Genomic DNA, 15,330 nt, shown 5'->3' with positions numbered 1-15,330 from the left:
GTCAGATTTAAGCTGCTTCTTCCTCTTCTGATTCAGCAAGAAGTTTTTCACCTTTCGCAATCGCTTCGTTAATGTCTCCTACCATGTAGAATGCATTTTCAGGAAGGTGGTCTAACTCACCGTCAAGAATCATCTTGAAGCCTTTAACTGTCTCATCAACTTTCACATAAACACCCGCCTGACCAGTGAACTGCTCAGCCACGTGGAAATTTTGTGAAAGGAATCGCTGAACACGACGGGCACGGCTTACAACCAACTTATCTTCGTCAGATAGCTCATCCATACCTAGAATAGCAATGATATCCTGAAGATCTTTGTAGTTCTGGAGTAAACGAGTCACGCGGTTAGCAACATCATAATGCTCTTGACCTACAACTTTAGGATCAAGAATCGTTGATGATGAATCCAAAGGATCTACCGCTGGGTAAATACCGATCTGTGTCAAAGCACGAGAAAGTACGGTAGTAGCATCCAAGTGAGTAAAAGTAGTTGCGGGAGCAGGGTCAGTCAAGTCATCAGCAGGTACATATACTGCCTGTACAGACGTAATAGAACCGTCTTTTGTGGAGGTAATACGCTCCTGAAGGTCACCCATTTCAGTAGCCAATGTTGGCTGGTAACCTACCGCAGAAGGCATACGTCCAAGAAGTGCTGACACTTCAGAACCAGCTTGGGTAAATCGGAAAATGTTATCTACGAAGAGCAGGATATCACGGGATACTTCATCACGAAAATACTCTGCGACTGTCAATCCAGAAAGAGCAACTCGTGCACGTGCACCCGGAGGCTCATTCATCTGACCAAATACCAGAGTAGCCTGAGATTCTTTTAATTTCGTTTTGTCAACTTTGGAAAGGTCCCAGTTCCCTTCTTCCATGGATTCTTTGAACTCGTCTCCATAGTTGATAATACCGGACTCAATAAATTCACGAAGAAGGTCATTACCTTCACGAGTTCGCTCACCAACTCCGGCAAATACGGAAAGACCACCGTGCTGCTTCGCGATATTATTAATAAGCTCCTGGATCAATACCGTTTTACCTACACCGGCACCACCAAAAAGTCCAATTTTACCACCCTTAGCATATGGGCAAAGCAAGTCAACTACCTTGATACCTGTTTCAAGCATCTCAGTTGAAGTCGCTAACTGATCATAAGCAGGTGCATCTCGGTGAATGGGGTATGAATTTTTTCCTTCAGGAGCATCGATACCATCAATAGAGTCACCAACTACATTAAATAGTCGGCCTCGGATATCTTCTCCAACCGGCATTGAGATAGCTTTTCCGGTGTCAGTAACTTCCATCCCACGGACAAGTCCATCGGTAGAGTCCATCGCGATAGTTCGCACACGATTTTCACCAAGGTGTTGAGCAACCTCAAGGGTTAGGGTTGAACCGTCTGTCATTTTAATCTCAAGGGCGTTGAGAACAGCCGGAGTTTTACTTTCAGAAAAATCAACATCAACTACAGGTCCAATCACCTGTGCTATAGTTCCGTTATTCATGTGCTAAATCGCGATTTTATTAGTTTTTCTTTGATATTTGAAAGATCAAATAATGCACTTCTGCAAAGGCTGGTTAAGATAGGCAGATACATAAAGAGAGGCAATCAAAATTCTTATGATTTATTCTGAACAAAGAAGCACTTTCCAAATACCAATAAATCAGCATTCCTCTCTTTAATAGGTAACATCATAATGCGGGTTTATTTGTGCTGAGGTATGAAGATGTTGATGCATCCTTTAACTAATACCTGTTATTATGAATGCCTTTCTAATTATCTTTTTATCAGCATTAAGTATAATTCCCACTTTTTCTGACACCTTATCCATTGAAGCTGAGATTGACAAAGTAATTGTATTCCGGCAACAGGCTCAAATTGAGCATCAACAAGAAATTGAGTTAAAAGCTGGCAGAAATATTATCGTATTTAAGAACCTATCTCCTACTCTCAATTACAGAAGCATTCAGTTACAAGCCGACGGCTCATTTACCATTTTATCCCTGAACCAAAAGTTTGATTACTTCAACCAACCAAACAACAACCCGGTTGTTTCAAAATTAAAGCAGCAACTGGAAACTGTTCAGCAAGAGGTTAAATTTTCTCAAGCAGAACTAGCTGTCATTGAACGGGAAACCGGGTTATTAGGCAACAGCAACAACATCATAAACAACAATCATCTTTCAGCGGCAGAACTCTCGCAACTGCTCGACCTTTATCGAGAACGAGCATCAAAACTGGAAAAGGAGAAAATCACTCTGCAAAAAAACATTCAGGAGAAGCAAAGAGAGCTCAATAAGATACAGGCTCAGATTCAAGAGCAAAGTCGTGGACAGCAGAACCGGTTTGCCGAAGTCATAGCAGAAGTACAGTCTGATACAGATCAAGCATTGACATTTCAACTTACTTACTTGGTAAGAAATGCAGGCTGGAAACCTTCTTACGATATTAGAGGGACCGATATAAACGCCCCTCTTAGTTTGAACTACAAAGCCGGAATCTATCAAAATACAGGAGTAGACTGGGAGAATGTTTCTTTAACCGTTAGCTCCGGTAACCCGTCTCTAAACTCTACATTGCCTGAGATTAATCCACACTTTATAGGCTTCAGAGAGAACCAAGTTATTCAGACAAAACAAGTGGCATATGAAGAAATGGCTATGCCCAGTTATTCGGATGGCGTTAACTTGGAAGCCGAAATGGCGCTAAATCCTGTTACACGGTTCAATCAAAATCAAACCACTTTCAGTTATACCATTGAGACGCCTTATTCGGTCCCTTCAAACGGAAAAGAATACACAGTGGAATTCCGTAAAGAAGAATTACCCGCTAAATATATCTATGCCACAATCCCCAGGTTTTCAGAAAAAGCGTATTTAACGGCTAGCATAAATGACTGGAATGAATTTGATCTTATTCCGGGTCAGGCTTCAATTTATTTCGACAATGCATATGTCGGGTCTACTTCCATATCAACAGACTCTTTTGAAGACAGCCTGCAAGTTTCACTGGGCGTAGATCAGGGAATTAATGTTAAAAGAAAGAAACTCCGTGAGTACAGCGAAAATACTTTCTTCGGAAATAAAGTGGAAGAAAATTATACCTGGGAAATCAATCTTAGAAATAATAAAGACACGGAAATCAGTATAAACGTTAAAGATCTGATTCCGATTTCAAACAATGAAGATATCGTGGTTGAAAAGATAAACCTATCCAAAGGCGACATAAACGATGAAACAGGTATCATTACTTGGTTTGTACAGCTCGATCCTGGTCAATCAAAAAGTATAAAATTCAGCTATAGACTCCGATATCCAAAAGGAAGAGAATTATCTCTATAAAAATCTTATTTAGCACATACTTCTATTAGCAACTCCCCTGTTAAAATTTTATCTTTACAGGCTATTGAGCCGCGCTTTAAAACGCGGCTCCTTTTATTGCATTGTCCAAGACTTTAAGGTGACAACAATCACCTTTTTTTGTAGCAGGTAATCACAATTATAAAACTCGACTCCTTTGGAAACTGAATTATCAGAACGCTCGGTAAGTGTAGACATTCTCATTGAATTTGATGTGAATCAAAATCTGGATTTTGAACCAGCTAATGAACTGGAAACCAGAGAACGTGCTCAGGTCAGAGAATACGTTCAGAATATTTTGCGCAAGCGAAGCTATCTGGATTTCCTGATTGATGAATTCTCGAGCGTTGCTGTTGATGAAATGAAGCCGGGACTAAAAAATATCCTTCGACTGGCTATCTATGATATGCTATTTATGGATAGCACGCCTGACTATGCAGCGATCAACGAAGCTGTTGAGATTGCAAAGATGAAGTTAGGTTCAAGAACCGGAGACCTTGTTAATGCCATCATGCGTAATATGCAAAGAGATGGCAAGAACCTACCGAAGCCTGCTTTTAAGGATCGAAACAAATTAGTAGCTACTACTTTCTCTCATCCGGAATGGATGGTTGAGCGATGGAGAAAACGTTTTGGTGAGCGGGAAGCATTCCAGTTGATGCAAGCGAATAACTCCCGCCCCCATTATTATGTGCGTGTTAATACCATCCGAACCAAGCCTGAGAATTTTGAGCTCCGCATGGAAAAAATGGACGTTGAAGTTAAGCCAAGCGACTGGCTTCCTTATTACTATCAGGTAGATTCTGTACAGCCGTTTATCTCAAAAGGATTATTATCTAAAGGAATTTGTCTGGTTCAGGATATAGCAGCCGGTTTTGCCCCTACTATTCTTGATCCCCAGCCGGGAGAAAAAGTTTTTGATCTTTGTGCCGCACCCGGTACTAAGTCGATCATGATGTCTGACCTCATGCAAGGTGAAGGTGAAATCCTTTCTGTTGATATTTCCTCTGAGCGATTAGAGAAACTTGCAGAAAGCGCCCTTAATTATGGTGCAGAGAATATTAAGATCCGCCGTGGTGATGTGCTTGAAGTTTCTCTTGGTTTAGCTGATGCCGTTCTTCTGGATGCGCCTTGTACCGGAACAGGAGTACTCAGTAAACGAGCTGACTTACGCTGGAGAAGAGACGAAGAAGGTCTGAAGAACGCTGTAGAACTTCAGGAACAACTCCTGGAAGAGGCTGGCAACATGGTGAAGCGTGGCGGTCGATTGGTTTACAGCACCTGCTCACTGGAGCCGGAAGAAAACATGGACCAAATCACCAAGTTCCTGGATAAATATGACAATTTTGAGCTTGAGCCACTAGATGATTATCTACCAGAAGAAGTGTTAGCTGAGGATAAACTATCCTACCAAACACTTCCTCATAAGCATGGTTGTGATGGGCACTTTGGTGTTCTTCTGAAAAGAGTTAAATAGATAAATCATATTTGTCCGCTACAACGCAGAGCGTATGTAGCGAGAGTTAGATTACTTTTCGTTCCAACAGAGTATCAGGAGCGAGTACTAAATCAATAATTCAATCTTAATACTAATAAACTGGTTCCGAACGCTCTGCGTCGGAACCAAATTGTTTAAACAAGTCTGAAGTTTTGAGTAAAGAAATCCCCGCACAATACGACGCCTCTAAAATTGAGGACAAATGGTACGCTTACTGGATGGAAAACGAGTACTTCCACTCCACTCCTGATGACCGAGAGTCTTTCACTGTTGTCATCCCTCCTCCTAACGTAACAGGTGTCCTTCATATGGGACACATGCTCAACAATACCATCCAGGATGTGTTGATACGTCGTGCGCGTATGCAGGGCTACAATGCCTGCTGGGTTCCTGGAACAGATCACGCGTCTATTGCAACGGAAGCGAAAGTCGTGCGCAGACTTCGCGAAAAGAATATCAAGAAAAGCGATCTGAGTCGTGATGAATTCATGGAGCATGCCTGGGAATGGACGCATGAACATGGGGGAATTATTCTGGAGCAGCTCAAAAAACTTGGAGCCAGTTGTGATTGGGATCGTACTTCCTTTACCATGGATGAAGAGTACTCAGAAAGTGTGCTTGATGTGTTTGTTGACCTTTTTGAGAAAGGCAAGATTTATCGTGGAGCCCGAATGATTAACTGGGATCCGGTCGCTAAAACGGCTTTGAGTGATGAAGAAGTAATTCACAAGGAAGTAGATTCCAAGCTTTATCATGTGAAGTATAAGATTGTGGGCGAAGATGACTTTGTAACTATCGCTACAACTAGGCCTGAGACTATTCTCGGAGATACTGCCGTTTGTATCAACCCGCATGACGAGCGCTACACCCACCTCCATGGCAAAAAAGTGATTGTCCCATTAGTAAATCGCGAAGTACCGATTATTCTGGATGATTATGTGGATGTCGAATTCGGAACAGGTTGCTTGAAAGTGACACCTGCTCACGACGAAAATGATTACAATCTTGGCGAGAAGCACAATCTCGAAACCATCAACATGATGAATGAAGATGGTACTGTAAGCGAAGAAGGCGAGCTTTACATAGGCATGGATCGCTTTGATGTGCGTAAGCAGATTGCCAAAGATCTGGATGAAATTGATCAACTGGTAGAAATTGAAGATTATAAAAATAAAGTAGGTTTTTCTGAGCGTACGGATGCTGTGATTGAGCCTCGACTTTCATTGCAATGGTGGGTTTCTATGAAGGAACTCTCTCAGCCTGCCCTTGAAAACGTAATGGATGACACGGTTGAATTTCAACCCGCTAAATTCAAAAACACCTACCGTCACTGGATGGAGAATGTGCGCGACTGGTGTATTTCCCGTCAGCTTTGGTGGGGCCACCGAATTCCTGCTTATTATTATGGGGAAGGCGATGATGATTTTGTTGTAGCTAAATCTGAGGCAGAAGCAGTTAAAAAAGCTCAGGAAAAATCCGGTAATGCCGATTTAACCGCTTCTGAACTTAAACAAGATGAAGATGTGTTAGATACCTGGTTTTCATCATGGCTATGGCCGATTTCTGTGTTTGATCCTGAATACATAAAAACAGGAAAAGCCAATAAGGAATTAGAGTATTACTACCCTACCAAAGACTTAGTCACCGCACCGGAAATCATGTTTTTCTGGGTTGCCCGTATGATTATTGCCGGTTACGAATACATGGACAAGAAGCCGTTTGATAATGTGTATTACACCGGTATTGTCCGTGATAAGAAAGGCCGTAAGATGAGTAAAAGTTTGGGTAATTCACCCGATCCTATTGAACTCATTGGTCAGTATGGTGCTGATGGAATCCGTATGGGAATGCTTTTTGCCACTCCAGCCGGAAACGACCTCCCATTTGATGAGAAGCTTTGTGAACAAGGCCGAAACTTCTGTAATAAAATCTGGAATGCCTTCCGCTTTCTCACCATGAATATGGAAGAAGGTGTAGAATATAATCCAACCACTGAGATCAATGAAGATGATCTTTCTGATCGCTGGATGGCCGCCCGTATTCAGGAAACCATCGTTGGTGTAAATAAAGACTTCGATAACTACAAGCTGAATGATGCCCTTAAAAAAGTGTATTCACTGATCTGGGATGATTTCTGTGACTGGTACATTGAGTTAGCCAAGCCTGAGGTTTATGGAGAGAATATCCCCGTAGCTAAACTCAATACAGCTCTTGGGTTCTTCGAACAGCTGATGAAGCTCCTCCACCCTTTTATGCCATTTATCAGTGAAGAGATTTACCAGCACATTAAGGAAAGAAGTACCGATGAGGCTCTTTTAGTTTCTGAGTGGCCTAAAGTTGATGAAGCGAAGTCGAATGAAGACGATATAGCTCTGTTTGCTTCAATGCAGCAGATCGTTTCTTCGCTTAGAAATATCCGTTCTGAGGTAAATGTATCACCAAAAGAAGAGCTCGAAGTTTTAATCAATACCAAAGAGCAATCAACTGCCGATGCCATCCTCAAAAACCGCTCTATACTTGAAAAACTTGAGAATTTAAAGTCTTTAACCGTTTCTACTGAAATCGAGAAGCCTAAAGTATACTCCTCCTCTATTGTTGGTGGAAATGAAATTTTTGTGCCCCTGGAAGGTTTAGTAGATTTTGGTAAAGAGCGAGAGCGCATCCAGAAAGAAATTGATCGCCTCGAAGGATTTTTAAATGGAATAGAGAAAAAGCTCGCCAATAAGGGATTTGTAAACAATGCCCCTGAAAACGTAGTTGAGCTTGAGAAGAAAAAGAAATCCGATACCGAAGACAGTCTTGCGAAACTACGCGAGCAACTCAAAGATTTTGAAGGATAACCACCTGTTCAATTTTAAATAACAGTGGTTAAATAGAGATTTTACATGAAAACATTTTCACTTCCATCAGAAGAACCCAAAGGACGTCCGGATTTTCTTACCGGGTTGAATAAACGGCAGAAACAAGCCGTCACGCATACCGACGGCCCACTTTTAATTGTAGCTGGTGCCGGTTCCGGAAAAACACGCGTGCTAACTTATCGCATCGCCTACCTGCTTCAACAGTACAAAGCGGCTCCTGAGCAAATACTGGCTCTTACCTTTACCAATAAAGCCGCTCGAGAGATGAAAGAGCGTATCCAGAACCTGATTGGAGATAAAGGTAAAAAGCTCTGGATGGGAACCTTCCACTCTATCTTTTCCAAGATATTGCGGTTTGAGGCCGAGAAAATTGGTTTTGGTTCAGACTTCACTATTTATGATACCAGTGATTCTCAAACAGTGATTAAACAAATCCTTCAGGAATTGAATTTTGATCCAAAAGAGATCAAGCCAAAAGCTATTCACAACAAAATCAGTGATTCTAAAAACCAGCTTATCGAAGCCGATACCTACCAGGAGCGCTTTGTAAGCAGTACGCTTGATGATATCACTGCTCGAGTATATAAGATCTACAATAAGCGCTTGAAGCAAAGTAACGCCATGGATTTTGATGATCTGTTGGTAAAGCCCATTCAGCTTTTTCAAGAACATCCCGACATTCTGGAGAAGTATCAGGATCGATTCAAGTATATACTTATTGATGAGTATCAGGATACCAACCATGCCCAGTATAAAGTCACGAAAATGCTGGCCGATAAGTACAAAAACATTTGTGTAGTAGGTGATGATGCCCAAAGTATCTACTCATTTCGTGGAGCCGATATTTCTAACATCCTGAACTTCAAGGAAGATTATGAAGAGGCGACTCAGGTTCCTCTGGAGCAAAACTATCGATCTACAAAAGCTATCCTGCAGTGTGCAGATTCCATCATTAAACAGAACACCAAACAGCTGGATAAAACGCTGTGGACTGAACAGGATTATGGCGAGCGAATTACGGTTTTAGAAAACTTTGACGAGCGGGATGAAGCCAATCGGGTGGCGACTCATATTCAGAATTTGAAGATGAAGCATGGCTATAAGAACAATCAGTTTGCCATCCTCTATCGCACAAACTATCAGTCACGTGTTTTTGAAGAAGCATTGCGTCGCAAGGACTTAACATACCAGCTCGTTGGTGGACTTTCCTTCTATCAGCGAAAGGAAATTAAAGACGTTCTTGCATATTTAACGCTATTGGTTAACCCGCATGATGAGACTAATTTGCTTCGGATCATCAACGAACCTTCACGGGGAATTGGAAATAAATCGATACAAGATCTGCTAAAGCAGGCTCGCGAGGAAGGCAGCTCTATATGGTCCATTATTCAGAATGTTGAAGAATTAGATGTCTACAAACCGGCCAAAGCTCGGGTCCGGGAATTTGTGGACATGATTAACCGTCTGCGTCATAATCTCGAGAATGGTGAAAGTCTTATGGACACGGTTAAAGCTATGCTGGAGCAATCCGGTTATATGCGCGCATTGGTCGAGGAAAATTCACACGAATCCATGATGCGCCGAGATAACATCATTGAGCTTCAAAATGCGATCTCCTATTATGAGAAAGGCAAAGAGAAAGTATCACTCAGTGCCTTCTTGCAAGAAATTAGCCTTATAACCGATTCCGACAAGCACGATAAGGACAAACCGGCTATAACTTTAATGACGGTTCATGCCTCAAAAGGACTCGAATTTTCATGTGTATTCATTGTAGGATTGGAGGAAAACCTCTTCCCTATGGGTGGCAGGGCTAATTTTGAAGTAGATACTGAGGAAGAGCGACGGTTGTTTTATGTTGCTATAACTCGGGCTGAAGAGCGATTATTCTTTAGCCATTGCAGAAGCCGATTTAAATTTGGTGAAGAACTCAGGCAGGCCCGCTCCCGCTTTTTGGATGAAGTAGATCCCGGTGTGGTGCAAACTGAAACCGGTGCTACCATTACCCAGAAGAAAGACCGCTTTGAAAACAAAGAATCCGGTGATTCGGGCACGAAGATAGAATATGACTGGAAGCAATCTCGTGCAAAAAAGACTTTCAAATCACCCTCAGCAACCATTCAATACGACTATGAAGATGGAGAGGATCCATTTCAGGTAGGCACACAGGTTGAGCATGATAAGTTTGGTCCCGGAAAGATAATAAGTAGGTCTGGATTAGGAATGGATGCTAAAGTTGTTGTATTTTTCAAGGACAGAGGGCAAAAGAAGCTTATGCTCAGAGCAGCACCTTTACAGGTTATCGATTAAAAAATATCATTTACCCCAGTTAGCTTATTAGGACATTTATGAGGCAGGCTTTAATTATACTGCTATTTCTGTGTTTGAGCGTTACTTCAGTTAGCGCACAGGCGGTATTGACTCCGCGTAACCTCGCATTGGGTGGCGGCGGAAGTACTTATATCACCGATTATAACGCCAATTTCTACAATCCCGCGAACTTAATGATAAGAGATCGCCAAGGGGATTTTTCTATTGGAGTGGGCATTGCAGGCTTTTATTTTAACTCATTTCAAAACTTCGATGATCCTAATCAGCAGTTTGAAAATGCCCTTGACCATACCGGCGTTTATTCTCGAAATATCTCCAGTCAGTTTGGTATAGACAGAGATGAAATCCTGGATGACAATTATCCGGCAAATAATACCCTCTCAGACAACACTACTCGATATGACGTTACCCTTCTGGGGATGAAATGGAAAAAAGAAAACCGCTCGTTTTCTATCGCCCTAAGAACCAGAACATCATCTAACTATAAAGTAGGTAAAGGATGGTATACGGGTACTTTTGAACAAAACCAGGATGACGATCTGGTTCTTGACCGTTCGCTAATTCATCGCTATCAAAGTTTACATGAAATTTCTTTTGGCTATGCTGAGTCTTTTCAGTTTTTAACTGGACTCACACCCCGCCTCGATAACTTTGTGATTGGTATAGCCCCAAAAGTAGTAATGGGTGGAAGTTACCAAAGTGCCGTTTGGGAAAATGTTTATACCCAGCAAGGGAACACCACAACTAGAGTAGAGTCCTTTTCTTACGACGCAACCGGCGAATTTGGAACTGCCACAGATGCTTTCCTGAATGGTTCTTCGGTAGAAAATGCGAACGAACAAGCCTTCAACAGCACCCCTTTTTCCATTGCAGGAATTGGAGCAGGCCTGGATATTGGGGTAACTTACTTAATCACCTTTGGCAGTGATTTATCCGCCATTCGCCCCAATCAACAGCCAACCGAGCGCTCTTTACGGTTATCATTTTCAATGACGGATATTGGGTTTATTTCTTATCAGGATGAGGGTATTTCTGTTACTGCTACACAGGATACCATGGCTAGCGTAACGGCACCAAATTCTGTAATTGATGAAATTTTTATTGGGGCAAAAGGTCAATATTTAGATTTTATTGATCAATATGGAGAAGAAAATCCGTTTGCTTTAACGAGCAGTGAAAGCGGAGGCTTTTCAACCCTTCTGCCAATGGCAATGCACGGAGGTGCGCTATTTGAAATTAACCGACTGAAATTAATGGGTGATGTTAGCATTGGCCTAACAAATAATGCCTTCAATTCAACCAAATTAATCTCCTCCCTTGGGATGGAAATACGTCCACTCAAATTTTTACCGCTCAGAGGCGGGATTTCTTTCAAGGGGCAGCGGCCAAACTTTGTTAGTGTAGGGACTGCCATTGAAACCAAAAAATGGGATTTTTCTTTAGCAGCAGTACTCACCCCTAATTCTTTCACCAATAAACCTACCGTAACCGGAGTTTCAGTAGCTACCCTCCAGTTTCACTTTTAATGCCTGCCACTTTGCCCTACTTTACTGACAGACAGTGGGTGGTACTGACGGTTTGTTTAAAGTGAATGATCTGGCTCCGTATTTGCCTTTATTAAAGCAAAACAAAAAAACTGCAGATATTTTATTTATGAAACAGCGCTTTGATTTATTTGAGAACTTAGATCAGTCTGACGATAACTTTGATGATTTTGAGCAAGCTATACCTCTTATGTCTGAAGAGGAAGAGAAAGAATTAACGGAAGCTGAAATTCCTGATTCTCTCCCTATTCTTCCGCTCAAAAATACAGTTCTATTTCCCGGTGTGGTTGTTCCAATTACTGTTGGTCGTGATCGCTCCTTAGCTCTTGTAAAAGAAGCTTATGATGGAGATAAGACTATTGGTGTAGTCACACAAAAGAATGAAGACATTGAAGAACCTGAGTACAAAGACCTTCACAAAATTGGTACAGTTGCTCAGATTCTAAAACTTATCAAGATGCCCGATGGCAGCAAGAGTATTGTCATTCAGGGTAAATCAAACTTTAAAGTGAAACAGTTCACTCAAAGTGATCCTTACTTTAAGGCGGATGTCGAGCCCTATGCTAAAGAAATGGATATTGAAGGACTTGAGCTTGATGCATCGGTTCGAAATATCAAAGAAACAGCTTCTAAAATTATAAACATGTCTCCCAACATTCCTTCGGAGGCATCAATTGCTGTAAACAATATCAACAGCCCGACATTCCTGTTGAATTTCATTTCATCAAACCTGAACGTTTCTGTTTCTGATAAACAGTCCATTCTGGAAGTCCGCAAATTTTCCGACAACCTTGACAAAGTGATGGGCTTTCTTGAAAAGGAAGTCCAGGTGCTGGACATGAGCGAAAAAATTCGCACCAAGGTTAAGTCTGATATTGATGACCAGCAGCGAGAGTTCTATCTCCGTCAGCAGATGAAAGCTATTCAGGAAGAGCTCGGTGAGGATGCCGAACAACAGGATATTGAAAAGCTTCGGGACAAGCTGAAAGCCAAAAAGCTTCCAGACGAAGCCAGAGAAACTGCCGAAAAAGAATTACAGCGATTGGAGATGACTCCAAATGCCTCCCCTAATTATGGCATTATCTATAGTTATGTGGAATGGATTTTAGATCTGCCCTGGGAAGAATTTTCTGAAGATAAACTGGATCTGGAATTTGCCAGAAAAGTTCTCGATGAAGATCACTATGGTTTAGAGAAGGTTAAGAAGCGTATTGTAGAATATCTTGCCGTTCTCAAGCTTAAACAAGACATGAAGGCTCCTATCCTTTGTTTTTATGGACCTCCGGGAGTTGGTAAGACCAGTTTAGGCAAATCCATTGCAAGAGCTTTAAATCGCGAATTTGAGCGGTTTAGCTTAGGTGGAATTCGTGACGAAGCTGAGGTTCGCGGTCACCGCAGAACTTATATCGGTGCATTGCCAGGACGAATTATCCGTTCTATGAAGAAAGCTGGTAAAGGTAATCCAGTGATCATGCTTGATGAGATTGATAAAGTGGGCGCCGATTACAGAGGCGATCCAACTTCAGCCCTTCTTGAGGTTCTTGATCCGGAACAGAATGATACCTTCACGGATAATTATCTTGAGCTGGAATATGATCTCTCCAAAGTGATGTTCATAGCCACTGCAAACTCACTGGATACAATTCCTGCTCCTCTGAAAGATCGTATGGAGATTATCAACATCAGTGGATACACACTGGAAGAGAAAACTCAGATTGCCAAGAAGTATCTGATTCCAAAACAAGTTGAAGAAAACGGCCTTAAAAAAGAGCAAATTTCTTTTACCGATGAATCTATCGAAAGGTTAATTGATCAGTACACACGTGAATCAGGAGTTCGTAACCTGGAACGACAGATTGCAGGTTGCTGCCGAGGTGTTGCAGCAAAAATTGCCTCTAATGAAATTGAGGAGTTTGATGTAGAAGCTGATGATGTGGAAGAGTTCCTCGGTAAACGTAAATTCTTCAGTGATGCTGCCGAGCGAACTACGGTTCCCGGTGTAGCAACAGGAATGGCATGGACCCCTTACGGTGGCGACATCCTCTTTATTGAGGCTAGCGTTTCCAAGGGATCAGGTAAATTGAATATCACCGGTCAGCTGGGAGATGTCATGAAAGAGTCAGCGATGTTGGCTGTTTCGTACCTCAAAGCACATTCTGAAGAGATTGGCATTCCTGAAGAAGCATTTAAATACTGGGATTTACACGTCCACGTACCGGCAGGCGCTGTACCAAAAGACGGACCTTCCGCCGGTGTTTCTCTAATGTCCGCAATTGCCTCCATCTTTACCCAGCGTAAAGTTAAAGGAAGTATTGCATTGACCGGAGAAATCACACTTAGGGGACTCGTTCTTCCGGTTGGTGGAATTAAAGAAAAAGTTCTTGCTGCAAAACGAGCAGGCATCAAAAAAGTACTGCTTCCTAAGAAAAACGAAAAAGATGTAGCCGAAATCGAAGAAGATGTACTCGGCGATCTTGAAGTTGAATATTTGGAGCGTATGGATCCACTGCTGGATATCATCCTTGAAAAAGAGCCGGTGCAAAATGCATCAGACTTCTTTAAAGTGAGCGATGCTCATAAGGAATCTGTATCTGGCAAGAATGGTAAAATGCCGGCCGAAGGTGTAGAAATTGTTAGTCGAGATAATGACTAACAACATCATTTTATATGCATGATTTAAGAGCGGGCTAAATGTCCGCTCTTTTTATTTTATAGCAGGTTTTAATCAATCCAGAAAAACGCTTGTTAATCCCCTATCCTTCCGTATTTTTGGATATGCAAAAAGGAAGAGTCATACAGTCTACCGGAAGCTGGTATCTAGTTGATAACGGAGAAGAAATCATTGAATCCCGTTTACCCGGCCGGTTTCGGTTAAATGGAAAAGAAGTTACCAATCCCATTGCTGTAGGTGATTGGGTTGATTTCAATCTGAATGATGATGGAACCGGTAATATTGAAAAGATACATGACCGGGAGAACTACATTACCCGTCAAGCTACGCATGGAAAAAAAGGCGAACAAATCCTTGTTTCAAATCTTGATCAGGCTTGTGTGGTACAGTCAATCAAGCAACCAATGGTTAAGGAAGGGTTTATAGATCGTTTCTTAGTTACCTGTGAAGCATATGAGGTCAAGCCAGTAATCATTCTTAATAAAATCGATTTAGCTAAAAGCGGTGGTTTAGAGTTTGCGCAAGAACTTTCCGAATTGTATTCAGATTTAGGCTATACTTTTTTAATCACAAGTATTGAAGAGGAAGAATCCCTTCAAAAGCTAAAAGACCAACTCACAGATTGTACTTCAGCTTTCATAGGACCATCAGGAGTTGGAAAAACAAGCCTGGTTAATGCCATTGATCCCTCCTACAACCTTAAGGTGAATGAAGTATCTGACTTTTCAAATAAAGGAAAACACACCACCACTTTTGCCCGGCTTATTCCCTTAAGCTTTGGTGGATATATTGCAGACACTCCGGGTATTCGAGAGTTTGGGCTTGTAAATATTGAACCTTGGGAATTATCCCTATTTTTTCCAGAGATGATAGAACCCAGACAAAATTGCCAATTCAGCAACTGTACGCACGCCCACGAACCAAAATGCGGTGTAGCAGATGCTTTTGAAAAAGGAGAAATAGCCGTCAGTCGTTATAATTCATATATAAACATGCTGGATTCGCTTTAAAGCAGCTATGATTTTACCCTAATATGGGTATTCCCTATCTCCAAAATTATTTA

General features: G+C 41.7%; 8 protein-coding genes. 7 read left to right on the top strand and 1 reads right to left on the bottom strand.

Going from position 1 to position 15,330, the window contains the following annotated elements; translation table 11 throughout:
- Positions 1–7: 7 nt before the first annotated feature.
- A complete protein-coding gene (atpD, locus tag CL667_00930; GenBank protein MAL16246.1) occupies positions 8–1,507 on the bottom strand; it encodes a F0F1 ATP synthase subunit beta in 1,500 nt (499 codons plus the stop codon).
- A gap of 256 nt (positions 1,508–1,763) precedes the next feature.
- On the opposite strand from atpD, the gene CL667_00925 reads away from it, so the two are divergent.
- The 7 genes from CL667_00925 (at position 1,764) to rsgA (ending at position 15,277) form a co-directional block, all read left to right on the top strand.
- A complete protein-coding gene (locus tag CL667_00925) occupies positions 1,764–3,344 on the top strand; it encodes a hypothetical protein (GenBank protein MAL16245.1) in 1,581 nt (526 codons plus the stop codon).
- A gap of 175 nt (positions 3,345–3,519) precedes the next feature.
- Complete coding sequence (locus CL667_00920) at positions 3,520–4,839, top strand: 16S rRNA (cytosine(967)-C(5))-methyltransferase (GenBank protein ID MAL16244.1); 1,320 nt, start codon at positions 3,520–3,522, stop codon at positions 4,837–4,839.
- 173 nt (positions 4,840–5,012) lie between these two features.
- Positions 5,013–7,700 carry a valine--tRNA ligase gene (locus tag CL667_00915; protein ID MAL16243.1) on the top strand — a complete coding sequence of 896 codons (2,688 nt, stop codon included), beginning with the start codon at positions 5,013–5,015 and terminating at the stop codon, positions 7,698–7,700.
- Between the two features lie 45 nt (positions 7,701–7,745).
- Positions 7,746–10,031 carry a hypothetical protein gene (locus CL667_00910; protein ID MAL16242.1) on the top strand — a complete coding sequence of 762 codons (2,286 nt, stop codon included), beginning with the start codon at positions 7,746–7,748 and terminating at the stop codon, positions 10,029–10,031.
- A 38-nt stretch (positions 10,032–10,069) separates the two neighbouring features.
- Complete coding sequence (locus tag CL667_00905) at positions 10,070–11,578, top strand: hypothetical protein (protein MAL16241.1); 1,509 nt, start codon at positions 10,070–10,072, stop codon at positions 11,576–11,578.
- A 127-nt stretch (positions 11,579–11,705) separates the two neighbouring features.
- Positions 11,706–14,249, top strand: a complete 2,544-nt coding sequence (gene lon, locus CL667_00900; protein ID MAL16240.1) for an endopeptidase La — start codon at positions 11,706–11,708, stop codon at positions 14,247–14,249.
- A 122-nt stretch (positions 14,250–14,371) separates the two neighbouring features.
- Complete coding sequence (gene rsgA, locus CL667_00895; GenBank protein ID MAL16239.1) at positions 14,372–15,277, top strand: ribosome small subunit-dependent GTPase A; 906 nt, start codon at positions 14,372–14,374, stop codon at positions 15,275–15,277.
- The last annotated feature ends 53 nt before the right edge of the window (positions 15,278–15,330 follow it).

This window comes from Balneola sp. (genome assembly GCA_002694685.1).
GTDB lineage: Bacteria > Bacteroidota > Rhodothermia > Balneolales > Balneolaceae > Gracilimonas.
This window is presented reverse-complemented; position numbering and strand designations above follow the sequence as displayed.